The organism is Phenylobacterium sp., from assembly GCF_035944335.1.
Taxonomy (GTDB): domain Bacteria; phylum Pseudomonadota; class Alphaproteobacteria; order Caulobacterales; family Caulobacteraceae; genus Phenylobacterium.
The window spans coordinates 28,521-52,062 of sequence record NZ_DASZBG010000016.1; the positions used below are offsets into that span (position 1 = coordinate 28,521).

Sequence of the window (23,542 nt, forward strand, 5' to 3'; positions counted from 1 at the left end):
GTGACGCTTCCCCTCTGGACCTCAGATGAAACCCGCCGGCCTGATCCGCGCGCTCGCCGCCGCAGGGACGCTGATCCTTGTCGCGAGCGCCTGTGCGGGCGGCCCTAAGCTGCCGCCGCCCCCGGCTCAGACCTTCGAGCGGGCCGAGATCGAGCGTGGCGCCGGCCTCGCCAAGCTCGGCGACTGCCAGGGCTGCCACACCGCCGACGGCGGCGTCGCCTATGCGGGCGGCCGGCCGCTCAAGACGCCGTTCGGGACGCTCTACGCCACCAACATCACGCCGGATCGCGAGACCGGGCTCGGCCGGTACACGAAAGAAGCCTTCGTGCGCGCCATGCGTCGCGGGGTCCGCGCCGACGGGGCGCACCTCTATCCGGCCTTTCCGTACGACCACTTCGCCTATGCCGACGACCGCGACCTGGACGCCCTCTACGCCTTCCTGATGACGCGCCGGCCGGTCGTCCAGACCGCGCCCGCGAACCGCCTGATCCCGCCGGCCAACATCCGCAGCGTGCTCGCCATCTGGAAGGCCCTGTTCTTCCATCCCGGTCCGCCGGCGGCGCCCGACCCGAACGACGAACAGGCGCGCGGCGCCTATCTCGTGCAGAGCCTGGGCCACTGCGGCGCCTGCCACACGCCGCATAACGTGCTCGGGGCGGAGGACCGAAAGCGCGGCCTGGATGGGGGGTATCAGGAGGGTTGGTACGCCCCGCCGCTGAACGCCCTGTCACCCGCCTCCGCCGCCTGGACGCCCGAGGGGCTGGAGCGCTACTTCAAGACCGGCCTCGACCGCGACCACGCCGCTGCCGCCGGGCCCATGGGGACCGTGGTCCGCGAGCTTGCCCGCGCCCCCGACGCCGACCTGCACGCCATGGCGGTCTATCTCGCGCAGGTCATGCGCCCCTCGCCGGCCGGGCAGGGCCGCGCCGCCCTCGTCGACCGCGCCGAGGCGGCGCAGCGAGCCCATCCCGAGGGGGCGAGCCTCTATGCCGGCGCCTGCGCCACCTGCCACGAGCCGGGCGCGCCGATGATGCTGGAGGGCCGGCCGCCGCTGCCGCTGGGCACGCCGCTGCACGAGGCCGACCCGCGCGATGTGCTCCAGATCGTCCTGCAGGGGCTGAAGCCTCCGCTCGGCGGCGCGGGTCCCTACATGCCGGCGTTCGCCTCCAGCCTGACCGACCGCCAGGTCGCCGAGATCGCGGCCTACGTCCGGGCCCGCTACAGTGATCGCCCGCCGTGGCCCGACCTGACCGCCGCCGTGGCCAAGGCGCGCAAGGAGGGGGCGTCTTGACGATCGTCATCAACGTCAATGGTCGCGACCACACCGTCGAGGCCGCCCCCGAGACGCCGCTGCTCTATGTGCTGCGGGGCGACCTTGAGCTGAACGGCGCGAAGTTCGGATGTGGCCTCGGCCAATGCGGCGCCTGCGCCGTGCAGGTCGACGGCCAGGCCGCCTATTCCTGCCTGCTTCCCGTGGCCGCCGCGCAGGGCCGCCGCATCCGCACGGTGGAAGGGCTGGGGACGGTCGAACATCCGGGCGTGTTGCAGAAGGCCTTCGAGACCGAACAAGCCGCCCAGTGCGGCTACTGCATCGCCGGCATGATCATGCGCGCCCAGGCCCTGCTCGACGCCAATCCGCGGCCGACCGAGACCCAGATCCGCGAGCACATGCAACCCAACCTCTGCCGCTGCGGGACCCACATGCGCATCCTGCGCGCCATCCGCCGCGCCGCGGGCCTGCCGGCGGAAACCGTATGAGCGAAGCGGTCAACATCTCCCGCCGCAGCGTCCTGGGCGCGGGCGGGCTGATCGTGGCCTTTTCGTTGGCCCCACGCGCCTTGGCCCAGGAGGGCGGCGGCGCCCCCAAACCGGTCGCGCCGGGCCTGCCGGGGAGCCTGAAGACCACGCCCATGCTCGACGCCTGGATCCGCGTGGACGCCGAGGGTATCACCGTCTTCACCGGCAAGGCGGAGCTGGGCCAGGGCATCAAGACCGCGCTGATCCAGGTGGCCGCCGAGGAGCTGGACGTGGCGCCCGGCGCCATCCGCCTGGTCACCGCCGACACCGGCCGCACCCCCAACGAAGGCGTCACCGCCGGCAGCCACTCGCTGCAGGACTCAGGCACGGCGATCCAGGGCGCCGCGGCCAATGTGCGGCTGCTGCTCGGCGAAGCCGCCGGCCAGAAGCTCGGCGTCGCGGCCGAGACCCTGACGACCACCGGCGACGGCGGCTTCAAGGCGCCGGACGGCCGCACGGCCAGCTACCGCGACCTCGCCGCGGGCCTGTCGCTGCACGTGGCGGCCAGGCCCGACGTCCCGCACCGGCCGCTCGCCGCGCGCCGCGCGCTCGGAACCAACCTGCCGCGCGTGGACATCCCCGCCAAGGTCACCGGCGGGCCCGCCTATGTCCACGACCTGCGCCTGCCCGGCATGCTGCACGCCCGCGTGGTGCGAGGGCCGAGCGTCGGGACGGACTTGAACGCGCTCGATGAAGCCGCCCTGGCCGGCCTGCCCGGCGTCGTGAAGCTGGTCCGCAACGGCCGCTTCGCCGCCATCGTCGCCGAGCGGGAATGGACCGCGGTGCAGGCCTTGCAGCGCCTGCAGCAGGCCGGCTGGCGCCGGGCAAGCCCCACGCTCCCAGCCGGCGACCCGCCGTCGTCCCTGCAAGGCGCCTCGCAGGACGAGGTGATCCAGGATGTCGGCGGCGGCGTGGCGGCGCGTGGCGTCCGCACCGTCCAGGCCCGCTATTCGCGCCCCTGGCTGATGCATGGCGCCATCGGCCCTTCCTGCGCGGTCGCCCAGTTCCAGGACGGTCAGCTCACCGTCTGGACCCACAGCCAGGGCGTCTATCCCCTGCGCGGCGCCATCGCCCAGCTCGTCAAGCTGCCGCCGGACAAGGTCCGCTGCATCCACATGGAAGGCGCCGGCTGCTACGGCCACAACGGCGCGGACGATGTGGCGGGCGATGCGGCGCTGGCCGCCATGGCCCTGCCGGGCCGTCCCGTCCGCCTGCAATGGATGCGCGAGCAGGAGCACGGCTGGGAGCCGCTGGGCTGCACCCAGGCGGCGCAGATCGAGGCCAGCCTCGACGCCGCCGGCCGCATCGCCGCGTGGAAATTCGACGTCTGGAGCCACAGCCACAACGGCCGCCCGACCACGGCCGGCGGCCTGCTCGCCGGTCTGGAGGTCGATCCGCCGTTCCAGACGCCCCGGCCGCGGCCGATCCCGATGCCGGAGGGCGGCGGCGACCGCAACGGCGTCGCCATCTACGCCTTCCCGCAGGCCAGGGCCGTCTCGCACTTCATCGAGCAGGCGCCGCTGCGCGCCTCGGCCCTGCGCTCGCTGGGCGCCCACCTCAACGTCTTCGCGATCGAGAGCTTCATGGACGAGTGCGCCAAGGCCGCCGGCGCCGATCCGGTGGCCTTCCGCCTGGCGCACCTGACCGACGACCGGGCCAGGGCGGTGATCCAGCTCTGCGCCGACCGCTTCGGCTGGGCGAACCGTCCGCGCGGCGACGGCCGGCGCGGGACCGGCTTCGCCTTCGCCCGCTACAAGAACCTCGCCTCCTATTGCGCCGTGGCCCTGGAGGTGGAGGTCGAGCATGAGACCGGCCAGACCACGGTCCGCCGGGTGGTCGCCGCCATCGACTCCGGCGACGTGGTCAATCCGGACGGGCTGAAGAACCAGACCGAGGGCGGCATCGTCCAGGCCCTGTCCTGGAGCGGCCTGGAGGCCGTGACCTTCGACGCCGACCACCGCACCAGCTTCGACTGGAGCGCCTATCCCGTCGCCCGCTTCAAGGATGTCCCCGGCGCGGTGACGGTGCACGTCCTGAACCGGCCGGGCACGCCGTTCCTGGGCGCCGGCGAGGCGGCGCAGGGCCCGGCCAGCGCGGCGCTCGCCAACGCGGTCGCCGACGCCTGCGGCGCCCGCCTGCGCGACCTGCCGCTGAGCCCCGAGCGCGTGAAGGCGGCGGTGGGGATCTAGTGTCGTGCCGGTTTTGACCCTGCGGCCAAGACCGGGATGACAGCGGTGGGGTGGCGGCGCTCCTGGCATCAGCCGTACTGTGGCCGGGCAATGGGAGGCGCATCCATGACGGATCGGCTGTTCGAGGAAGCTTGGCGTCATGTGCGCGTCACCCGCGACGGCCCCGTCGTCGAGGTGCAGCTGCACCGCCCGCAGGCCCGCAACGCCCTCGACAACGCCCACATGGAGGAGCTGACCGAGGTCGCGCGCCTGCTGCGGCTGCGCGCCGATGTGCTGGCGGTGATCCTCAAGGGCGCGGACACCTATTTCTCCGCCGGTGCCGACCTGAAGGCCGCCGGCGAGCGGGCGCGGCCGACCCTGATGCAGACCCGCGAGGCGATCATGCGCGGGCCGGACCTGTGCAAGGCCTGGGAGGAGATCGAGGCCGTCACCATCGCGGCGATCGAGGGCTACTGCATCGGCGGCGCCTGCGCCCTCGTGGTCGCCTGTGACTTCCGGATCATGGGCAAGTCCGCCTACGTCCGCCTGCCGGAGGTCCCGCTCGGCATGAACATGAGCTGGCGCACCCTGCCGAGGCTCGTGGCCCTGATCGGCCCGTCGCGGGCCAAGCAGTTCGTGATGTTCGGCGAGGCGGCCGATGCCGCCCGCTGCGCCGACTGGGGGATGTGCGACGAGCTGGTCGACGATGGCCAGGCGCTCACCGCGGCGCGGGCCTGGGCGGCGAAGGTCGCGGCCTTGCCGCCCTTGCCGGTGCGGATGACCAAGGAGGCGGTCACCGCCATCGCCGCGGCCAACGCCCACGCCTCGATCTACATGGACCGCGACCAGTTCCTGCTGGCCAGCCGCTCCAGCGACTATCGCGAGGGCGTGCAGGCCTTCCTCGAAAAGCGGAAGCCGCAGTTCAAGGGCGACTGACCGCGGCGCCCGCCGCTCGCTTGCCAAGCCGGCAGAGGCGGCGCAAGCTTCGCGTCCAGAGGCCCCGTGTCGGCGAACCGCTGCGGGGCCGCATTGATTCCAAGAGGTATTTCCGCCCATGCCGGGCAATCGAACGTCACACATCCGGCTCACCTCGCACCCCGGGACGGGGTCCCAGAGCCGCTTCCCGATCCATTGGGGCGCCGCGGACGCCAAGGCGCGCGGGCCGGTCATCGCGACCGTCAACGCCGGCGCCGACCGCAACGCCATCGGCGCCCACGGCGGCGCCTATTCGGTCTATCGGGCGCTGGCCATCTCGGCCGGCGCCATGGACCCGCTGGTCCGCCCCGAACTGCACAACACCCATCCCGTCGTGCCCATCGGGCCGCATCCGCAGTGGTCCGATCCCGGCAAGATCGTCTCGCTCGACCCCTGGGGCGCGCGCGTCGCCGAGGACTTCGCCGCCGAGCTGGCGGAGGGCGTCGACATCCGTCCGACCATCGCCGTCACCAAGGCGCGCATCGACCTGGCGGAGATCCACGACGCCATCGCCAAGGGCCGGCTGAAGGTCGACGGCGAGGTGGTGCATGAGAACGGCGACGTCTCGGTCACCAAGGCCGCCATCGATCCGGTCTGGTATCTGCCGGGCATCGCGGCGCGCTTCGACGTCGACGAGACCCAGCTGCGCCGCACGCTCTTCGAACAGACCGGCGGCATGTACCCCGAGCTGGTCACCCGGCCCGACATGGCCGTCTTCCTGCCGCCGATCGGCGGGATCACCCTCTACATCATGGGCGACGCGACCAAGCTCGGCGACGCCCGCGTCCCGCTCACCTGCCGGGTGCACGACGAGTGCAACGGCTCCGACGTGTTCGGGTCCGACATCTGCACCTGCCGGCCCTACCTGACCCATGGCATCGAGGAGTGCGTGGCCTCCGCCCAGACCGGCGGCACGGGCCTGATCGTCTACAACCGCAAGGAGGGCCGCGCGCTGGGGGAGGTGACCAAGTTCCTGGTCTACAACGCCCGCAAGCGCCAGCCGGGCGGCGACCAGGCGGCGACCTATTTCGAGCGCACCGAATGCGTGGCCGGGGTCCAGGACGCCCGCTTCCAGCAGCTGATGCCCGACATCATCCACTGGCTGGGCATCAGCCGCATCGACCGCTTCGTCTCCATGTCCAACATGAAGTACGACGCCCTCGTGCAGGGCGGGATCGAGATCGGCGAGCGGGTGCCGATCCCGGACTATCTGGTGCCAGAGGACGCCAGCGTGGAGATGGAGGCCAAGAAGGCGGCCGGCTATTTCACGCCGGAGAAGAAGCCGTCGAAGCAGGATCTCAAGAAGGTCGTCGGCCGCGACCTCAAGGAATTCTGAGGGGCGGTCATGGCCTCTTCTATTCCAGCCGTCATGGCCGGGCTTGTCCCGGCCATCCATGAACACCGCGCCCGCCGGCAAGCCCGCGAGTCCTGCGATCATGGGTCCCCGGGACAAGCCCGCGGATGACGGTCATCGACAAGGACAGGGCGCTGGCCAAGGGCCTGTTGTCCGCCGTCGCCGTGCGCGAACGCGCCCACGAGCTGCTGCAGATCGCGCTGGCGGGCGGGCTCGCCGAATGGCGGGTCGATCTCGAGCGCCTGGCGCACGCCGCCGACATCACCGGCCAGGTGGTGCGGGCCAACTATCCGGACCTGAAGGTCCCCTTCCACGCCCGCTGGCGGCACTTCGTGGTGGAGGGCCGCGACCTCTGGGCCGAGCGGCTCGCCGCCCACCGCTTTGCCGACCGGGCCGAGGCCGCCCGCGCCGCCTTCGACCTGGTGATCCCCTCGGTGCTGCTGGACGCCGGGGCCGGCGGCGCCTGGCGCTACCGCGACGCCGCCACGGGCGCCGGGCTCGGCCGCTCGGAGGGCCTGGGCGTCGCCTCGCTGCGCATGTTCGAGGCCGGCGCCTTCTCCTCGGACCCCGCCCGGCCGTTGCAGGCCGACGCCCTGGCTCGCGTCGACGAAGGCGTTCTGGCCAAGGGATTCCAGGTCACCCCGGACAATCCGCTGGTCGGGCTCGAGGGCCGGGCCGCCCTGGTTCGCAGGCTGGGCGAGGTCGTCGGCCGACCGGCGCGGCTCTACGACCTGATCGCCGCCCGCGCCGAGGCCGGCCGGCTCCCGGCGCCGGTGATCCTCGAGGTCCTGCTCGCCGAGCTGGGTCCAATCTGGCCGGGGCGGATCAGCCTGGGCGGCCTGCCGCTCGGCGACTGCTGGCGCCATCCGGCGCTGAAGCGGGCCGACGCCACCGACGGCCTCGTGCCCATCCACAAGCTCTCCCAGTGGCTGGCCTATTCCCTTATCGAGCCGCTGCAGGCGGCCGGCGTCGAGGTCACCGACATCGACGGTCTCACCGGCCTGGCCGAATACCGTAACGGCGGCCTCTTCGTGGACGCCGGCGTGCTGGTGCCGAAGGATCCGGCCGACGCGAGCCGCGCCCATGCGGTGGACGGCCCGCTGGTGGTCGGCTGGCGGGCCTTGACCGTGGCCCTGCTCGATCGCCTGGCCCCGCTGGTGCGCGAGCGGCTGGGGGTCACCGCCGCCGATTTCCCATTGGCCTGCGTGCTGGAGGGCGGCTCCTGGGGGGCCGGGCGCAGGCTGGCGCGCGAACGCCGCGCCGACGCCGCGCCGCCGATCGCCGTGATCAGCGACGGCACTGTTTTCTAAGGGGGACTTGAAGATGAGGGGCGTCACCGTCGTCGACCATCCGCTGGTGCAGCACAAGCTCACCCTGATGCGGAAGAAGGACACCTCGACCAAGAGCTTCCGCCAGCTGCTCAAGGAGATCGGCAGCCTGGTCTGCTACGAGGTCACCCGCGACCTGCCGCTGGAGACCGTGGAGATCGAGACGCCGCTGACCGCCATGTCGGCGCCGGCCATCGCGGGCAAGAAGCTGGTGTTCGCCGCCATCCTGCGCTCGGGCATGGGCATGCTGGAGGGGATGCTGGAGCTGGTGCCCGCCGCCCGCATCGCCCACGTCGGCCTCTACCGCGACCCGGCGACGCTGGCCTGCGTGGAATATTACTTCAAGGCGCCCGACAATCTCGGGGAGCGCACGGTGATCGTGGTCGACCCGATGCTGGCCACCGGCAACACCGCCATCGCCGCCGTCGACCGGCTGAAGGAGGCCGGCGCGAAGACCATCCGCATGGCCTGCCTGCTCTGCGCGCCCGAGGGCCTCTCCAATTTCCAGGGCCACCACCCCGATGTGAAGGTCTGGACCGCGGCCATCGACGACCACCTCAACGACCACGGCTACATCCTCCCCGGTCTCGGCGACGCCGGCGACCGGATGTACGGCACCCGCTAGCGCGGTCCCGCGCCACTGCTAAGCTGTGGCCCGACGTCGGGAGGCGCGGGATGTTCGAATATCGCGGCTGGGGGATCCTGGTCTGGATCGTCCCCTTTGCCTGGATCTTCGCGATGATCTTGGTGGTGGCTGCGATCGGCCACTACGAGCCGAACCTGGCCAAGGCCGGCGCCATGGCCGATCGGGCCGTGGGGTCGGGCCTGGCGCTGGGGGCGGCCAGCCTGTGGCTGATCTCGCGCCACCGGTCCCAGGTCGCTCCCGGCCGCGACCAGTTCAACGGCCTGCCGATGCGCTATTTTTCCTACCCCGTCGCGGCCGGGGCCGTGTTCTGCTTCGCCTTGCCCTACCTCGCCCCGTTTCCGTCGTGGGTCGACCGCGTGATGGACTGGATCGGCCACACGCTCGTGTAGGCCCGACGCCTCAGCCCTTCACGCTGCCGGCCAGCAGGCCGCGGATGTAGAAGCGCTGCAGCACCACGAACAGCAGCAGCACCGGGGCCACCGTCACCACCGCGCCGGCCATCATCAGCTCGGCGTCCTGCACATGCTCGCGCGACAGCGAGGCCAGCGCGATGGGCAGGGTGTAGAGCCGGTCGTCGCTGAGCACGATCAGGGGCCACATGAAGTCGTTCCAGGTGGCCAGGAAGGTGAAGGTGGCCAGCGTCACCATGATCGGCCCCAGCACAGGCAGCACGATGGAGCGGAAGATGCGCAGTTCGCTGGCCCCGTCGACGCGCGCGGCCTCCAGCAGCTCGTCGGGGATGGACAGCGCGTACTGGCGCACCAGGAAGATGCCGAACACGCCCGCCGCCGCCGGGACCAGCACCCCGCCGAAATTGTTCACCAGCCCAAGCGTTTTCAGCATCAGGAACAGCGGGATCATCGCCACCTGGCCGGGGATGACCAGGGCGCCCAGCAGGAGCTGGAAGACGCGGTCGCGGCCGGCGAAGCGCAGCTTGGCGAAGGCGTAGCCCGCCATGACGTTGAAGGTCAGCGACAGCGCCGTCGCCACGCTCGCCAGGAACAGGCTGTTTGCGAAATTGCGCCCGATCCCCTGGCGGGCGAACAGCTCGCGATAGGCCGCCAGGCTCGGCGCGTGCGGCAGCAGGGGCGGCGGAAAGCTGTCGGCCTCGCCCGGGCGCATGAACGACACCGAGACCATCCACAACAGCGGCGCGAGCGCCAGGATGGCGGCGATGACCAGGAGGCCGTTGACCGCGATGGCCGGCAGAAGGCGCTTCACGGCCCGCCTCCGCGCCGGCCGATGGCGAGCTGCAGCACCGTGACGCCCAGCATCAGGACGAACAGCAGGAAGGCCACCGCCGAGGCGACCCCCAGGTTCCACCATTTGAAGCCCTGTTCGTACATGAAGTAGAGCACGCTCACCGTCGCCTGGCCGGGCCCGCCCTGGGTCATCACATAGGGCTCGGCGAACAGCTGCAGGTAGCCGGCGATGGTCAGCAGGCTGACCAGCAGGATCACCGGCCCCAGGCCCGGCAGGGTCACGTGCCAGAAGCGGCGCAGCGCCGACGCGCCGTCGATGCGGGCCGCCTCATAGAGGTCCTGCGGGATGGTCTGCAGGCCCGCCACGAAGATGATCATGTTGTAGCCGAAGTTCTTCCAGACCGCGAAGATCACGATGGCCGGCATGGCCCAGTGAGGATCGCCCAGCCAGTCGATCGGCCCGATGCCGATCTCGCCCAGCGCATAGTTGATCAGGCCGTAGCGGGCATGCAGCAGGTAGCGCCAGATCACCGCCACGGCCACCAGCGTGGTGACGACGGGCGCGAACAGGGCGGTGCGGAAGAACGGCTTGAACCGGACGAGCCGCGAGTCCAGCAGGAGCGCCGCGCCCAGCGAGGCGGCGATCGACAGCGGCACGCCCAGCCCCACGAAATAGAGCGTGTTGCCGACCGCTTGCCAGAACAGCGGATTGACCAGCAGGTCGACGTAGTTCCTCAGGCCCACGAAACGCAGGTTGTGCAGGTCGGCCAGCGAATAGATGTCGAAGTCGGTGAGGCTGAGCACGAAGGCCGCCAGCACCGGCACGAAGAAGAAGACGCCGATGATCGCCACGGCGGGCGCGACAAACAGCCATCCGGCGCGCTGGCTGCCGATCTGGCCTCTCATGCCGGCGCGCCCCGGTTGTGGTCGAGCATCCAGCGATGCTTTTCCAGGAGGGCGTCGGCCCGCTTGTCGATCTCGGCGGCGGCCGCATCGACGCTCATCCCCTTGGTCACCATCTGCTCGGCGACCAGCTGCATCTCGGTGGCGATGCGCTCCCACTCCGGCGCCTGTGGCGCGGCCTTGGCCCGCTCCAGCTGAGCGCGGAACGCCGCGGCCCGCGGATCGCCGCCCAGCGCCGGCTGGGCCCAGGCGTCGCGCCGCGCCGGCAGGTCGCCGGTGAGCGTCCAGAAGCCGGTCTGGGCCGGGACCTGGCTCAGGTGCTCGATCAGCCGCCACGCCGCGGCCTTCTTGGACGACCCTTTCAATACGACCAGGCTCGAGCCGCCGGCGATCCCGGCGCCGGGTCCGGCTGGGCCAGGCATAGGCGCGGTCATCCAGATATCCTGCCGGTCGGCGGGCAGGCGGCGGCTGAACTCGCCCAGGTTCCACGGGCCTGAGATGTAGAAGCTGAAATAGCCGCGCGCGAACTCGTCGTAGAGGTTGCCGATCTGGGTGTCGGCCGCCGCCGGCGCGAGGCCGCGCCGGAAGATCTCTGCGTAGAAGCCGAGCGCGCGCTTGAAGCCGGGGCTCTGGAAATTGCCGCGCCCGCCGCGGTCTCTCAGCAACGGATCGTCCTGTTGCAGCGCCAGCGTCAGCAGCGGCTCATATTCGTTGAGCGGCAGGAGGGCGGCGTAGTTCTGCGGTCCGACCAGGCGCTTGATCGCCGTCATCGCCTCGAGCCACTGGGCCCAGCTCGCCGGCGGTGCGGCATAGCCGGCCCGCGCCAGCAGGTCGCGGCGGTAGAACAGCAGGCGGCTGTCGACGTACCAGGGGATGCCATAGAGCCCGCCGTCGACCACATTGGTCCGCCAGATGCCCGGGAAATTGTCGGCCGCGCGCACGACCTGCGAGCCGGCTACCCGCGCGTCCAGACGTTCCACCGCGCCCAGGGCGGTGAACTCCGGCAGCCAGGTGTTGCCCATCTGGCAGAGGTCGGGCAGGCCGCCGCCGGCAAAGGCGGTGAGCAGCTTGGCGTGGGCCCCGCTCCAGGGCAGTTGCTGCACCTCGACGCGCACGCCCGGGTTCGCCCGCTCGAAGGCCGGCATCATGCTCTGCACGACCTCGCCCTCGCGGCCCATGGCCCAGAACCGCAGCACCTCGCCATCGCGCCCGCTCGGCGCGCACGCCGCCAGCGATCCGGCCGCCAGCTGGCCGAGCGCCGCGCGGCGTGAGGGGCGAAGGCTCATGCGGCCGCCAGCCAGCCGCCGGTGAAGCCGGCCCGCTTCAGGCCGCGGACGATGTGCGGATTGGCGCGCATCACCTGCCAGATCAAACCGCTTCGCCAGTTCTCCAGCATGGCTACGATCGGCCCCTGGTCGATGCCGAGGTATTGCGGACCGATCCAGCCCGCGCCAGGGATCACCCGCCCCGTGCCGGGCCGCACGTCGTCGAAATCGAAGCTCGGGTTGAAGGCGTCGAGGAAGCCATAGCGGCCATGGACGTGCGCGCCGTACTGGCGCTTCAGCGCCAGGGCCGCCGGCCCGCAGATTTCGGGGGCGAACGGCATCGAGCCCAGCGCCGCGGTGGGCGCCAGCGTCCCGTCGTCCCGCTGTCCGGGTCCGCGCGCCGAATAGCCGCGGAACTCGCGCAGCTCGCCGCGGTAGGCATGCTTCATGTCGCCCGGCCCGTCGCAGGCGGTCAGGCCCCAGACGTCGCCGCCATAGCCCTTCCAACCGCCGGGATTGGCCTGGGCATAGGCCCGCTGGGCCAGGGTCGCGCGGCGGCTGTTCTCGAAATAGTCGAGCCCCTTGGCCTGCATGTAGCTGTCGCGCACGCCGCGCAGGTCGACCCAGACCTGGGTGTACTGATGGCCGAACATCGGGGGGAATCCGAGGTGCGGTTCGGGGCCAAAGTTAAGGCCCCAGCTCTTGTCGAAGTCCCGTTGCCAGGCGCTCCAGGCGTCGGTCCCCACGGGGTGGGTCGGCGAGCCCAGCGCCAGCAGATAGACGATCATGCCCTCGTTGTAGCCGCGCCACGCGTAGTCGATGAAGCCGCCCTCCGGCGTCCAGCCCATGCCGATGGCCGGGGATTCCCTGGCCGGCTGCTGCGCCCAGCGCCAGTCCACCCGCCCGTAGATCGCCTCGGCGAGGCGCCGGATCTCCGCCTCCTCGGCGTCGGTTCGATTGAAGTAGGACTGGCAGAACAGCATGCCGGCCAGGAGCAGGGCGGTGTCCACCGTCGAGAGCTCGATCTGCTGGAACCGCTCGCCGGTCGCCATGTCGAGGAAGTGGTAGAAGAAGCCGTTGTAGCCGGTGACGCCGCGGGCCTGTGGCCCCTGTGGCGCGCGGTCGAAGAACCGGAGCGTGGCCAGCACGCGCCGGCGGGCCGCAGCCCGGCTGACCCAGCCCCGCTCGACCCCGATCGGATAGGCGGTGAGCGCGAAACCAACGGCTGCGATGCTGCAGAACGGCGGGTTCGGGAAACGGTCCGGCGTCAGGCCGTTGGCGGGGTTGGTGGTCTCCCAGAAGAAGCGGAAGGTCCGCGCCTCGAGATCGTCGAAGAACCGATCGGATTTGGCCGCCGCCGTCGCCGAGGCCGCCCACGGCGCGGCCGCCGCGGCCGCGGCGGACCCCCGGATGAAGAAGCGTCTGTCCATCGGCGCGCTATAGGCTCCGGAAAGCGTCGGAGGAGAAGACGGAACCGCCCGGATCGCTCCGGACGGTCCCTTTTTCGCGCGGTCTAGAACTTGTACTTGGCGCCCACCTGCAGGGTCCGCGGCGGCCCGACCGTGCAGCTCGGGTTGCCGAAGTTGGTGTTGGTCCCCGGCAGCGGCGGCTTGAAGCCGTCGTTGCAGCCGAGGTTGGCGTGGTTGAAGACGTTGAAGATGTTGGCGTCCAGCTCGACCTTCTGGCCGCTGATCACCTGGATCTCCTTGGAGAAGCTCAGGTCCACCTGCTGGAACATCTTGGCGTGGGCGAAGTCGCCGATGCGCAGCATGTTGCCGTTGCCGGTGTCGCCGAACCCGCGGCTGGCGTCGATCACCTGGAACGGCGCGCCGGAGGTCAGGGTGACCACGGTCGAGGCGCGGATGCCCCACGGCAGGGCCACGATGCCGGTGCCCACGAGCTGGTGCCGCACGTCCGCATCGTTCGGATAGAACGGGTCGGTGGCGATGTTCGGGAAGTCGAAGTTGAAGGTGTAGCCCTTCTGCTTCGAGTGGGCATAGGTGTAGGCCAGCGTCGCCCCCCAACCGGACTGCTGGGTGTAGGGCTTCTCGGCGTAGAGATAGAGCGCCGTGTACTTGGTCTGCCGCGCGTTGCTGGAGGCCACCACATTGCCGAACCCGGGCACCGGGATGAAGTCCAGGAAGCCGCCGGAATTGCGCGCCACCGTCCGGTTGGCCGGGAAGTAGCCGATGTCGTCGCGGCCCAGCTCCTCGCTCAGCGTCGCCGAGGTATTCCAGTCGCCGAGGCGCTGGCGGACGCCGACGCTGAACTGGTCGGTGTAGGGCGGCTTCTGGTCGTTGCGCAGGACGCGCAGCTCGCCGTTCGGCGCCTGGTTCGACGCGATCAGCGCATTGAGGCCCGCCGCGGTCAGGAACTGCGGCTGGAACTGGATGGTGGGCTGGCCATTGCGCGGCAGGCCGTCCGGAGAGAACTCGAAGCTCCTGAGGGTGAACTGGCGGAAGAGGTTCTCCTCGGCGGCGTTGCGGAACAGGGTGCGGTCGTAATAGCGGCCGTAGCCCGCGAACAGCACCGTGCGCTGGTCGTCGAAGACGTCGTAGGAGATGCCGATCCGCGGCTGGAACTCGCCGAGGTAGGCCTTCCGGTTCGAGCCGGTCGAGATGTAGTCGTTGGCGTTGAAGAAGTTGCCGGGCTGGGTGGACAGCACCGCCTGCAGGGCCTGCAGCGCGGCCACCGCGTTGGGCGGGGTCACGAAGCTCTTGTCGTTGGCGTTGCTCTCATAGTCCCAGCGCAGGCCGAGGTTCAGGGTCAGCTGGCTGGTCAGCTTCCAGTCGTCCTGGATGAACATCCCGAACTGGACGTCGTTGGCGCTCATGTGCGGCGTGCCGGTGCCGAAGATCGCCTCGAACGGCTGGGCGAAGCTCTCGCGCTGGGCCGGGTCGATGTTGAAGTTGAACTGCGGATTGGTGTTCTGGCCGTTCTCGACCTTGAACTGGTCGAACGACACCTTCGCGCCGAGCTTGACCAGGTGCGTGCCGTGCCAGTCGAAGCCGGTGAAGGTGACGTTGTCGCGGAAGGTGATGTCCCGCTCCTTCACGTCCTGTTCGGTGGAGAAGCCGCCCACCTCGATCACGCCGAAGAAGTTGCGGCCCGGCAGGTTCGGGTTGGCGATCGCCGGGTTGAACTCCGAGGTCAGCAGGTCGGCGGTGAATTCGTTCAGCCAGTTGGACCCTTGCCAGGTGTCCTTGGCCTGGACGGTGAACACCGTGTTGCGGTTGTTCTGCGCCTGCTCGAAGCCGACGTTGGACCCGGCGCCCTGGTTTCCGAAGCCGGTGATCTCGTGCTCCTTGCGGAAGTTCGCCGAGACCTCGAGCGTATTGTTGTCGGCCATCCGCCAGGTCAGCTTCCCGAAGTAGAGATCCTCGTGGAACGGACTGGAAAAGGTGCCGGTGAACTGGCTGACCGGGAACGGCAGTTGCGCCTGGCGGGCCGCGTCGCCCTGGGCCACCACCTGGCCGGAGCGGACCTGGTCGTTGGCTTCGTAGGAGCCGAAGAAGAACAGCTTGTCCTGGATGATCGGGCCGCCCAGCGACACCCCATACTGCTCATTGCGCACCGGCGGCTTGCTCAGACCGTTGCGCTTGGTGATGGCGTCGGTGGCCGTCATGTTCTGATTGTCGAAGGTGCCGAACAGCTCGCCGTGGAACTCGTTGGAGCCCGACTTGGTCACCGCGGTGATCACCGAGGTGCCGGCGTCCTCGTACTCGGCCTTGAAGTTCTGCGTCGAGACGCGGAATTCCTGCACCGCCAGCTGGCTGAACGGGTTGCCGCGGCTGGAGTCCTGGCCGACCAGGCCGCCCTGCTGGACGTTGCTCTTCAGGCTGACGCCGTCGATGAACACATTGGTCTGGCTGGCGCCCAGCGAGTCGCCGTTGGGTGAGCCGTTGGCGCCGCCGGCGAAGGTCTTGCGCAGCGGATTGGTCGACAGCCGGATGCCCGGCGCCAGCTGCGCGAAGTTCAGGAAGTTGCGCTCTTGCTGCGGCAGCACCTCGATCTGCTCGGGGGTGATGTTGGTGGCCACTTCCGAGGTCTTGGTCTCGCGGGCGTGGGTCGGGGCGGCGGTGACCACCAGCTCCGAGACGCTGGCCCCGGCGGTCCCGACCGCCAGGTCGACGGTCGCCGATTGGCCGACCTGCACCTGCAGGGTCTGGCCGGTGGTTCCCCCGTCCGGGGCGGTGGCGACGATGCGATAATTCCCCGGCCGCAGGCCGGTCAGGACATAGGATCCGTCGGGCCCGGTGGTCGTGCGCGTGACGAAGCCGGTCTCGACCTGGGTGGCGACCACGTTCGCGCCGGCCCGCGAGGCCGCGCCCTCGGTCACCCGGCCGTTGACCGTGGCGGTGGAGAGCTGGGCGTGCGCCACGCCCGCCAGGCCTGCGGAGAGCGCCATCGCGCAACAGGAGGCGGTCAGCCACCGCCGGGCCGTCGTGATCTGGGTCTTCATCATTGTCTCTCCGTGAAGATACTGGCGGCGCCCGCCGGCGCCTGGACTTGGAAATTCGAAGATTCGCGCACCACCAGCCGGGGCTGTTCCAGCTCCAGTCGGTGGCCCGACTCGCCGCTTTCGATCTCCAGGGCGAGGCGTTCGAGCGCGCGGCGGCCGAGGTCGGCGATATTGGTGTGCACGGTGGTCAGCGCCGGCCGCACGAGGCGCGCCACCGGCACGTCGTCGAAGCCCGCCAGCGCCACGTCCTGCGGGACGCGCACGCCGCGCTCGGCGAGCGCCAGCAGGCAGCCGATGGCCATCATGTCGTTGGCGGCGAACACCGCGATCGGCCTGGGCGACATCTCGGCCAGCCGCAGGCCGGCGCGAAAGCCCGACTCCTCGGTGAAGTCGCCGTCCAGAACCAGGCCCTCGCGGCCGCCCAGCGCGTCGCGATAGCCGCGTCGTCGCTCCTGGGATTCCAGGTTGTCCGCAGGCCCGGCGATCAGCGCCACCGGCCGGCCGCTGGAGGCCAGGTGCTTCACCACCGCCACCGCGCCTGTGTAGTTGTCGACGCAGAACGAGGCGAAGGAACCGTTCTCGACCCGGGTGTTGATCAGCACGGTGGGCAGGTCGGCCGCCAGATTGTCAGCCAGCAGGTGCTCGTCGACGTAGGGCGACATCAGGAGCAGGCCGTCGACCCGCCCGCGCATGGCGCGCATGGCCGCGGCGGCTTCGGTCGCATCGCCGTGCGAGGTGGAGACCAGCAGGTGCAGGCCGCGTTCGCGGGCGGCGAGGTCGGCGCCGCGGATGATCTCGGAGAAGAACTCGCCATGCAGGTCCGGCAGCATGACGCCGATCACGTCGCTGCGCCGGGTGCTCAGCGACCGGGCTGCGGAGTGGGGCAGGTAGCGCAGGCGCTGGGCCGCTTCGAGCACGCGGTCGCGGGTGGCGTCGGTGACGTTGTCCAGGCCGTTCAGGGAGCGCGACGCCGAGGCGACCGAAACGCCGGCCTCACGGGCCACGTCGCGGATGGTCACGGACCTAGGGCCGGATGCGCGCTCCGCGGCGCGTCTCATGACAGGGTCGGACGATTGGCGGCGGTCGCGGGTCCGCCGCGTGGCGCGCACAGGAATGACGACGTCGTCGTCGACACGCTTTGTCCTCCCAGGACGAAGTTGATCCGCCGATCCCGCCGGGCCGGCGCCGCTTCGCCTCATTTTCGTCACGCAATGTAACCGGTTTCATCTTGGTGTAAAGCCGCGTGTGAGTCATACCTCCGCAACTCAGAGCAGCCGTTGGCGCGAGCCGGAGACCAAGAGATCCCATGAGTGCGAACCGTCAGTTTCCCGAGGGATTTCTCTGGGGGGCCGCCACGGCCGCCTATCAGGTCGAAGGCTCGTCCACGGCCGACGGGGCGGGCATGAGCATCTGGGACCGCTTCGCCCACACGCCGGGCATGACGCTGAACGGCGACACCGGCGACGTGGCCTGCGACCAGTATCGCCGCTACCGCGAGGACGCCGCCCTGATGGCCGACTTGGGCCTCAAGGCCTATCGCTTCAGCATCTCGTGGAGCCGGGTGTTGCCGCAGGGCAAGGGCGCCTCGAACCCGGCCGGCCTCGACTACTACGACCGCCTTGCCGACGCCCTGCTGGAGAAGGGCATCGAGCCCCTGGCCACGCTCTACCACTGGGATCTGCCGGCCGCTCTGGACGACCGCGGCGGCTGGCTGAACCCCGACATCGCCGACTGGTTCGCCGACTACGCCCAGCTGATGTACCGCAAGCTCGACGGGCGGGTGAAGACCTGGGCCACGCTCAACGAGCCGTGGGTGGTCACCGACGGCGGCTATCTGCACGGCGCGCTGGCGCCAGGCCACCGCAGCCGCTTCGAGGCGCCCATCGCCTCGCACCAGCTGTTGCGCGCGCACGGCGCGGCGGTGAAGGCCTATCGCGCCGAGGGCCAGCACCGGATCGGCATCGTCGTGAACCTGGAGCCCAAGTATCCGGCCTCGCCAGCCCCGGCCGACCTGGCCGCGGTGAAGCGCGCCGACGCCTACATGAACCGCCAATACCTCGACCCGATCTTCAAGGGGAGCTACCCGCCGGAACTGAAGGAGATCTTCGGCGAGGCCTGGCCGGAATGGCCGGCGGAGGACTACGCCCTCATCGCCCAGCCCATCGACTGGTTGGGCGTCAACTACTACACGCGCAACGTCACCCGGCACGACGAAACCAAGTGGCCGCTGAAGGCCGCCGCGGTGCGCCAGGATCAGGCCGCCTATACCGAGACCGGCTGGGAGGTGTTCCCCCAGGGGCTCACCGACACCCTGCTGTGGGTCAAGCAACGCTACGGCGACCTACCGATCACCATCACCGAAAACGGGGCGGCCTTCTACGATCCGCCCACCGCCGAGGGCGGCCGCGTGCAGGATCCGTTGCGCGTCGGCTATCTCAAGAGCCACCTCAACGCCGTCCTCGACGCCATCGAAAAGGGCGTGAAGGTCGAGGGTTACATGGTCTGGTCGCTGCTCGACAATCTTGAGTGGTCGCTGGGCTATTCGAAGCGGTTCGGCATCGTCCACGTGAATTTCAAGACCCAGGAGCGGACGCCGAAGGACAGCGCCCGCTTCTACGCCGAGGTCATCGCGGCCAACGGCGGCGCGCCGCTCGCCAAGGGCGGCTAGACGCTGCGCCGCAAGGCCCGACCCTCGGCGTCGAACAGGTGGGCGGCGTCCGGCGGCACGCCGAGCCGCAGGCTCTGGCCGACTTCGACGGCGGCGCCGGCGGTGGCCTGCACGGTGATCTCCTCCTCGGAGCCCGTCAGCCGCGCGTAGGCGAAGGAAACCGCGCCCAGGGCTTCCACGAAGCGGACCTGGGCGCCTAGGCTGTTGGCCGTCTCGCCGACCCGGAAGTGCTCGGGACGGACGCCCAGCGTCACCCGCTCCCCCGGCCTGGCCCGCGCGGCGTCGACCGCCACCCGGATCGTCTCGCCCGACGCCAGCCGCACCGAGGCCTGTTTCGGCCCGGCCTCGATCACCTGCGCGCTCAGCAGGTTGATTTTCGGCGAACCGAGGAAGGCGGCGACGAACAGGGTGTCCGGCGCATTGTAGAGATCCAGCGGCGCGCCGATCTGCTCGATCCGGCCCTCCCGCAGAACCACGATCCGGTCGGCCAGCGTCATGGCCTCCACCTGGTCGTGGGTCACGTAGATCATGGTGGTTTCGAGCGTGTCGTGCAGCTTGGCGAACTCGTAGCGCATGTGCACCCTGAGCGCCGCGTCGAGGTTGGACAGCGGCTCGTCGAACAGGAACAGCTTGGGCTTGCGCACGATGGCCCGGCCGATCGCCACCCGCTGGCGCTGGCCGCCGGAGAGCTCCTTCGGCCGTCGCTCCAGCAGGGCCTCGATGTTCAGCACCTTGGCCGCCGCCCGCACCGCCGCGTCCACCGCCGCGCGCGGCGTCTTGGCGAGCTTCAGGGCAAACGCCATGTTCTCGTAGACGGTCATGTGCGGATAGAGCGCGTAGGACTGGAACACCATGGCCACGCCGCGCTCGGCGGGCGAGGCGTCGTTGACCCGCCGGTCGGCGATGCGGATCTCCCCGGCCGAGGCCTCCTCCAGCCCGGCGATGATGCGGAGCAGGGTCGACTTCCCGCAGCCCGACGGGCCGACGAAGACCACGAACTCCCCATCGGCGATGGTCAGGTCGATATCGTGCAGGACCGGGACCGGGCCGAAATCCTTGCGGACCGCCGACAGCTGAACTTGCGCCATGGCCCGAGCAGATCAAAACCGCTCGGACCGCACAAGCGGCAAACGCGACGGCGCCGCGGCTGGGACTAGCTGGCGGCCCGGAAGGGACTCGAACCCCTGACCTTGGCTTTAGGAAAGCCCTGCTCTATCCGGCTGAGCTACCGGGCCGCGCGGGCGCCGTGATAGCGTCCGCATGGCCGGCGTGCAAACGCGGCCGCCAGGCGTCCGAGGGGGAAACACCGGCTTGCGCTACCTTCGGCTGCTCTATGTCCAGGTGCTGATCGGCGTCGTGCTCGGCGTGGCGGTCGGCGCGCTGTGGCCGGCGTTCGGCGCCGCGCTGAAGCCGCTGGGCGACGCCTTCGTCAAGCTGATCAAGATGGCTGTGGCGCCGGTGATCTTCTGCACCGTGACCGCAGGCCTGGCGCGGATGAGCGACCTGAAGGCCTTCGGCCGGCTGGGCCTTCGCACCGTCGTCTATTTCGAGGTGGTCTCGACCTTCGCCCTGCTGCTCGGCCTGGTGGTGGGCGAGGTGCTGCACCCGGGGCGCGGCTTCAACATCGACCCGCGCACCCTCGATCCGTCGATCGCCGCCGGCTACGTGACCCAGGCCCACCACGGCAAGGGCGTCGTCGACTACCTCATGGATCTGATCCCCGACGCCTTCATGGGCGCCTTCGCCCGGGGCGACCTGCTGCAGGTGCTGATCCTGGCGATCCTCGCCGGCATCGCCTGTTCGCGGATGGGCCCGTTCGGCGAGAAGGTGACCGGCGTCGTCGACGACATCGGCCGCCTGTTCTTCGGGATCATCGGGGTGATCGTGAAGCTGGCCCCCATCGCGGCCTTCGGGGCCATGGCCTTCACCATCGGCAAATATGGCGTCGCCTCGCTGGTCCAGCTGGGCGCCCTGATCGGGGTCTTCTACCTGACCGCCATCGTCTTCGTGCTGGGGGTGCTGGGGGCCATCGCGGCGCTCTGCGGCTTCTCGATCCTGAAGTTCCTGGCCTACATCCGCGAGGAGCTGCTGATCGTGCTCGGCACCTCCTCGTCGGAGACCGTGCTGCCGCAGATCATGCTGAAGCTGCAGCGGCTGGGCGCCGGCAAGGCGACCACTGGCCTGGTCGTGCCGACCGGCTATTCCTTCAACCTCGACGGCACCAACATCTACATGACGCTGGCCACCCTGTTCCTGGCCCAGGCCACCAACACGCCCTTGAGCTGGCAGCAGGAGGCCGCCCTTCTGGGGGTCGCCATGCTGACGTCGAAGGGCGCGAGCGGGGTCACCGGGGCAGGCTTCATCACGCTCGCCGCGACGCTGGCCGTCATCCCCGACCTGCCGATCGCGGCCTTGGCCCTGCTGGTGGGCGTCGACCGTTTCATGTCGACCTGCCGGGCGCTCACCAATCTGGTGGGCAACGGCGTCGCCACCCTGGTCCTGGCCGGTTGGGAAGGCGACCTCGACCGCGAACGCCTGGCGTTGGAGCTCAATGCGGGCCCGGGGGCCCAGGGCGAGGTGCTGCTGGCTACGGCCGATACGGACTAGCCTTGCCCTCCCCGTTCACCGGGAGGGGGACCATTCGCCGAGCGGAGGGGAGAGCCGATGGTGGGAGGGGCGAGGTTCTGCACTCACCGGCCGCCCCCTCCGTCCCCCGCTCCGCAGGGGAGGCAAGAAAACGCCCGGCCAGGATATCCCTGGGCCGGGCGTCTCAAACTCGCAGGTTGTCGCGGTGATCAGGCGGCCGCGGCGGCGACCTTCACCAGCGACTGGTTGAGCAGGGTGATGGCCGCGTCGCGGTCGATCCGCTCGATGGCGGCGACTTCGCGGGCCATGCGGTCCAGCGCCGATTCATAGAGCTGGCGCTCCGAATAGGACTGTTCCGGCTGGTTCTCGGCGCGGTGCAGGTCGCGCACCACCTCGGCGATGGAGATCAGGTCGCCGGAGTTGATCTTGGCTTCGTACTCCTGGGCGCGACGCGACCACATGGTGCGCTTCACCCGCGCGCGGCCCTTCAGCGTGCCCAGCGCCTTGGACACCACATTGCCCTCGGCCAACGGCCGCAGGCCCGCGGTGCGCGCCTTGGCGGTCGGCACGCGCAGGGTCATTTTCTCGTGGTCGAAGGTGATGACATAGACCTCGAGTTTCAGACCGGCGACTTCCTGGGTTTCGATCCCCTGCACCTGGCCCACGCCGTGAGCCGGGTAGACGACGTGATCGCCAACCGAGAAATCGTGACCGTTCTTGCTCATCCGAAACCTCTCAAATGCTCGGTCCGCACCTTCGTCGGACCGCTGACGCGCGCAATCGCCCAGTGACGAGGCCACACTTTCCGCGAAGGAGACGCGGCGGCATCATCAATTGGAGCGGATGTAGACCTCTAAAGACACCCTTCGCCCAATCCAGGCGGAAGCCGGGACGGTGCTACTTCTGGAAGACGGGCAGGGCAGTGGCCCATTGCCGCGTCACCCTGGGTGAATACCATAAAATGAAGCCGAATGAAAGGCTTGCCTTGGTGGCGGCCCTGCAACCGACGCGAGCGCTGTCAAGCTTCAGGACCCGCGGCCCGGCTTTTCCGAGAAATACTTGTCCAGCTTGTCGGTTTCCCGCTCGAACTCTTCGGCGTCGGCGGGCGGCTCGCCCTTGACCGTGATGTTGGGCCAGACCTTCGAATATTCCGAGTTGATCTTCAGCCACTTGCCGTCCGGATCATCCTCGGTGTCGGGCTTGATGGCGTCGACCGGGCACTCCGGCTCGCAGACGCCGCAGTCGATGCATTCGTCCGGATTGATCGCCAGGAAATTCTCGCCCTCGTAGAAACAGTCGACCGGGCACACTTCCACGCAGTCCATGAACTTACATTTGATGCATGGATCCATCACGATGTAGGTCATGCGGGCAGGTGCTCCGGCTGCGCCCCTTTAACGGCGCGCGGGTTGTCAGGGCGCGGGGCCCGAATGTCAATGCGAGGACCCGGCTTCGCCGCCCGAGGAATTCTGCAAGGCGGAATAGAGTCCCCGCGCCTCGGCCGGCGGTCCGCGCCTCGTCCCCAGCCCCTCGACGGCCACCGCGACCAGCCGGCCGCCCATGGCGAACACCAGGACATCGCCCACCTTCAGGGGCTTCGAGGATTTCTCCAGCCGGGTCTCCTGGCCGAGGCGGGTCAGACGCACCCGGCCATCGTCCACGAACCGCGCCGCCATCGACCGCGTCTTGAAGAACCGCGCGCGCCACAGCCAGACATCGACCCGGGCCGAGTCTTCCGTCACGCCCGGGCCGCCTTGGGCTTGCGCCGCCTCCGCACGCGCCGGGCGGGGGCGGGCTGGTCCTTCAGGGCGGCCAGCGCCGCGAAGGGCGAGTGGCGCTTCGGCGGGGCGGCGGGCTCGGCCGGCCGTTCGCGCCGCCGACGCCAGGCGAGGGGTTGGCCGGGCTGTGGCCTGGCGGCGGGCGCGAAGCCCAAGCCGCGCAGGATCTGCCGGGCCTGCGTCTCGCTCCAGCCCAGCTCGTCGCGGGCCTGGTCGGAGAATAGCACCCCGCCGCCCGCCCTGGGCGCGGCGCGCAGCAGTTCGTCCAACCGCTCCAGTTGCTCCACGGGGACCGCCAGACCGCCCACCGCCAGCAGCCCATGGGCCGAGAGCGCGCGCACGGCGCCGCCTGGCGGCAGGGGTCCTGGGCGGTCGGCGAGCGGTCGCCAGTCCGGCGTCTCGCGCGCCGC

Annotated in this window: 20 protein-coding genes, 1 tRNA gene and 1 pseudogene; 10 read left to right on the forward strand and 12 right to left on the reverse strand. The window is 70.1% G+C overall.

Annotated elements, in window-relative coordinates; translation table 11 throughout:
- The first annotated feature begins 25 nt into the window (after positions 1 to 25).
- From VGT80_RS03585 to VGT80_RS03620, 8 genes are all read left to right on the forward strand, one after another.
- On the forward strand, positions 26 to 1,291 hold the full coding sequence (locus tag VGT80_RS03585; RefSeq protein ID WP_327452963.1) for a c-type cytochrome: 1,266 nt from the start codon (positions 26 to 28) through the stop codon (positions 1,289 to 1,291).
- A complete protein-coding gene (locus tag VGT80_RS03590) occupies positions 1,288 to 1,758 on the forward strand; it encodes a (2Fe-2S)-binding protein (protein ID WP_327452965.1) in 471 nt (156 codons plus the stop codon). The genes VGT80_RS03585 and VGT80_RS03590 overlap by 4 nt, the downstream gene beginning before the upstream one ends.
- Positions 1,755 to 3,986, forward strand: a complete 2,232-nt coding sequence (locus VGT80_RS03595; RefSeq protein WP_327452967.1) for a xanthine dehydrogenase family protein molybdopterin-binding subunit — start codon at positions 1,755 to 1,757, stop codon at positions 3,984 to 3,986. The genes VGT80_RS03590 and VGT80_RS03595 overlap by 4 nt, the downstream gene beginning before the upstream one ends.
- A 105-nt stretch (positions 3,987 to 4,091) precedes the next feature.
- Positions 4,092 to 4,901 (forward strand): enoyl-CoA hydratase/isomerase family protein, encoded by an 810-nt coding sequence (locus VGT80_RS03600; RefSeq protein ID WP_327452968.1) that lies wholly within the window; start codon positions 4,092 to 4,094, stop codon positions 4,899 to 4,901.
- A 118-nt stretch (positions 4,902 to 5,019) separates the two neighbouring features.
- Complete coding sequence (locus tag VGT80_RS03605; RefSeq protein ID WP_327452970.1) at positions 5,020 to 6,276, forward strand: GTP cyclohydrolase II; 1,257 nt, start codon at positions 5,020 to 5,022, stop codon at positions 6,274 to 6,276.
- Between the two features lie 125 nt (positions 6,277 to 6,401).
- Positions 6,402 to 7,604 (forward strand): DUF1688 family protein, encoded by a 1,203-nt coding sequence (locus VGT80_RS03610; protein WP_327452972.1) that lies wholly within the window; start codon positions 6,402 to 6,404, stop codon positions 7,602 to 7,604.
- 13 nt (positions 7,605 to 7,617) lie between these two features.
- Complete coding sequence (upp, locus tag VGT80_RS03615; RefSeq protein WP_327452974.1) at positions 7,618 to 8,247, forward strand: uracil phosphoribosyltransferase; 630 nt, start codon at positions 7,618 to 7,620, stop codon at positions 8,245 to 8,247.
- A gap of 50 nt (positions 8,248 to 8,297) precedes the next feature.
- Positions 8,298 to 8,657: a hypothetical protein gene (locus VGT80_RS03620; RefSeq protein ID WP_327452976.1), complete on the forward strand. Its 360-nt coding sequence runs from the start codon at positions 8,298 to 8,300 to the stop codon at positions 8,655 to 8,657.
- A gap of 10 nt (positions 8,658 to 8,667) precedes the next feature.
- On the opposite strand, the gene VGT80_RS03625 is transcribed toward VGT80_RS03620, so the two are convergent.
- The 6 genes from VGT80_RS03625 to VGT80_RS03650 all read right to left on the reverse strand — a co-directional run bounded on the left by VGT80_RS03625 (position 8,668) and on the right by VGT80_RS03650 (position 17,119).
- Positions 8,668 to 9,489 (reverse strand): carbohydrate ABC transporter permease, encoded by an 822-nt coding sequence (locus VGT80_RS03625; protein ID WP_327452978.1) that lies wholly within the window; start codon positions 9,487 to 9,489, stop codon positions 8,668 to 8,670.
- On the reverse strand, positions 9,486 to 10,376 hold the full coding sequence (locus VGT80_RS03630; protein WP_327452980.1) for a sugar ABC transporter permease: 891 nt from the start codon (positions 10,374 to 10,376) through the stop codon (positions 9,486 to 9,488). The genes VGT80_RS03625 and VGT80_RS03630 overlap by 4 nt, the downstream gene beginning before the upstream one ends.
- The gene (locus tag VGT80_RS03635; protein WP_327452982.1) at positions 10,373 to 11,659 is read right to left on the reverse strand and encodes an extracellular solute-binding protein; all 1,287 of its coding nucleotides are present in this window, start codon (positions 11,657 to 11,659) and stop codon (positions 10,373 to 10,375) included. The genes VGT80_RS03630 and VGT80_RS03635 overlap by 4 nt, the downstream gene beginning before the upstream one ends.
- Positions 11,656 to 13,068, reverse strand: a complete 1,413-nt coding sequence (locus VGT80_RS03640; RefSeq protein WP_327452984.1) for a glucoamylase family protein — start codon at positions 13,066 to 13,068, stop codon at positions 11,656 to 11,658. Before VGT80_RS03640 ends, VGT80_RS03635 begins: the two co-directional genes overlap by 4 nt.
- An 83-nt stretch (positions 13,069 to 13,151) precedes the next feature.
- Entirely contained in the window at positions 13,152 to 16,100 is a 2,949-nt protein-coding gene (locus tag VGT80_RS03645) for a TonB-dependent receptor (RefSeq protein ID WP_327452986.1), read from the reverse strand.
- The gene (locus tag VGT80_RS03650; protein ID WP_327452988.1) at positions 16,100 to 17,119 is read right to left on the reverse strand and encodes a LacI family DNA-binding transcriptional regulator; all 1,020 of its coding nucleotides are present in this window, start codon (positions 17,117 to 17,119) and stop codon (positions 16,100 to 16,102) included. Before VGT80_RS03650 ends, VGT80_RS03645 begins: the two co-directional genes overlap by 1 nt.
- 287 nt (positions 17,120 to 17,406) lie before the next feature.
- Here VGT80_RS03650 and VGT80_RS03655 point away from each other — a divergent pair, with 287 nt between their 5' ends.
- Positions 17,407 to 18,768: a GH1 family beta-glucosidase gene (locus tag VGT80_RS03655; RefSeq protein ID WP_327452990.1), complete on the forward strand. Its 1,362-nt coding sequence runs from the start codon at positions 17,407 to 17,409 to the stop codon at positions 18,766 to 18,768.
- Here VGT80_RS03655 and VGT80_RS03660 read toward each other — a convergent pair.
- A complete protein-coding gene (locus VGT80_RS03660; protein ID WP_327452992.1) occupies positions 18,765 to 19,856 on the reverse strand; it encodes a sn-glycerol-3-phosphate ABC transporter ATP-binding protein UgpC in 1,092 nt (363 codons plus the stop codon). The two genes, VGT80_RS03655 and VGT80_RS03660, sit on opposite strands and share 4 nt — an antisense overlap.
- Before the next feature lie 70 nt (positions 19,857 to 19,926).
- Positions 19,927 to 20,003: transfer RNA gene (locus VGT80_RS03665), tRNA-Arg, on the reverse strand.
- Between the two features lie 25 nt (positions 20,004 to 20,028).
- Between VGT80_RS03665 and dctA the strand changes: the two genes are divergently transcribed.
- Complete coding sequence (dctA, locus tag VGT80_RS03670; RefSeq protein ID WP_414693889.1) at positions 20,029 to 21,375, forward strand: C4-dicarboxylate transporter DctA; 1,347 nt, start codon at positions 20,029 to 20,031, stop codon at positions 21,373 to 21,375.
- Positions 21,376 to 21,563: 188 nt separating this feature from the next.
- Here the strand turns inward: dctA and VGT80_RS03675 are convergent, their stop codons facing one another.
- The 4 genes and pseudogenes from VGT80_RS03675 to VGT80_RS03690 form a co-directional block, all read right to left on the reverse strand.
- Positions 21,564 to 22,079: a CarD family transcriptional regulator gene (locus tag VGT80_RS03675; protein WP_327452995.1), complete on the reverse strand. Its 516-nt coding sequence runs from the start codon at positions 22,077 to 22,079 to the stop codon at positions 21,564 to 21,566.
- Positions 22,080 to 22,379: 300 nt separating this feature from the next.
- The gene (fdxA, locus tag VGT80_RS03680) at positions 22,380 to 22,721 is read right to left on the reverse strand and encodes a ferredoxin FdxA (protein ID WP_327452996.1); all 342 of its coding nucleotides are present in this window, start codon (positions 22,719 to 22,721) and stop codon (positions 22,380 to 22,382) included.
- A gap of 66 nt (positions 22,722 to 22,787) precedes the next feature.
- Complete coding sequence (locus VGT80_RS03685; protein WP_327452997.1) at positions 22,788 to 23,096, reverse strand: RNA-binding S4 domain-containing protein; 309 nt, start codon at positions 23,094 to 23,096, stop codon at positions 22,788 to 22,790.
- Positions 23,093 to 23,542, reverse strand: a pseudogene (locus tag VGT80_RS03690) (phosphonate-binding protein); the annotation flags it as partial. The pseudogene VGT80_RS03690 and the gene VGT80_RS03685, both read right to left, overlap by 4 nt.

Excerpts from the sequence above, each read along its gene's own strand:
- VGT80_RS03610 (WP_327452972.1), top strand. The coding sequence starts at position 6,402 with ATGACGGTCATCGACAAGGACAGGGCGCTGGCCAAGGGCCTGTTGTCC.
- VGT80_RS03645 (WP_327452986.1), bottom strand. The coding sequence starts at position 16,100 with ATGAAGACCCAGATCACGACGGCCCGGCGGTGGCTGACCGCCTCCTGT.
- VGT80_RS03600 (WP_327452968.1), top strand. The coding sequence starts at position 4,092 with ATGACGGATCGGCTGTTCGAGGAAGCTTGGCGTCATGTGCGCGTCACC.
- VGT80_RS03585 (WP_327452963.1), top strand. The coding sequence starts at position 26 with ATGAAACCCGCCGGCCTGATCCGCGCGCTCGCCGCCGCAGGGACGCTG.
- VGT80_RS03675 (WP_327452995.1), bottom strand. The coding sequence starts at position 22,079 with ATGAGCAAGAACGGTCACGATTTCTCGGTTGGCGATCACGTCGTCTAC.
- dctA (WP_414693889.1), top strand. The coding sequence starts at position 20,029 with ATGGCCGGCGTGCAAACGCGGCCGCCAGGCGTCCGAGGGGGAAACACC.
- VGT80_RS03660 (WP_327452992.1), bottom strand. The coding sequence starts at position 19,856 with ATGGCGCAAGTTCAGCTGTCGGCGGTCCGCAAGGATTTCGGCCCGGTC.
- VGT80_RS03635 (WP_327452982.1), bottom strand. The coding sequence starts at position 11,659 with ATGAGCCTTCGCCCCTCACGCCGCGCGGCGCTCGGCCAGCTGGCGGCC.
- fdxA (WP_327452996.1), bottom strand. The coding sequence starts at position 22,721 with ATGACCTACATCGTGATGGATCCATGCATCAAATGTAAGTTCATGGAC.
- upp (WP_327452974.1), top strand. The coding sequence starts at position 7,618 with ATGAGGGGCGTCACCGTCGTCGACCATCCGCTGGTGCAGCACAAGCTC.
- VGT80_RS03605 (WP_327452970.1), top strand. The coding sequence starts at position 5,020 with ATGCCGGGCAATCGAACGTCACACATCCGGCTCACCTCGCACCCCGGG.
- VGT80_RS03640 (WP_327452984.1), bottom strand. The coding sequence starts at position 13,068 with ATGGACAGACGCTTCTTCATCCGGGGGTCCGCCGCGGCCGCGGCGGCC.
- VGT80_RS03630 (WP_327452980.1), bottom strand. The coding sequence starts at position 10,376 with ATGAGAGGCCAGATCGGCAGCCAGCGCGCCGGATGGCTGTTTGTCGCG.
- VGT80_RS03595 (WP_327452967.1), top strand. The coding sequence starts at position 1,755 with ATGAGCGAAGCGGTCAACATCTCCCGCCGCAGCGTCCTGGGCGCGGGC.
- VGT80_RS03620 (WP_327452976.1), top strand. The coding sequence starts at position 8,298 with ATGTTCGAATATCGCGGCTGGGGGATCCTGGTCTGGATCGTCCCCTTT.
- VGT80_RS03655 (WP_327452990.1), top strand. The coding sequence starts at position 17,407 with ATGAGTGCGAACCGTCAGTTTCCCGAGGGATTTCTCTGGGGGGCCGCC.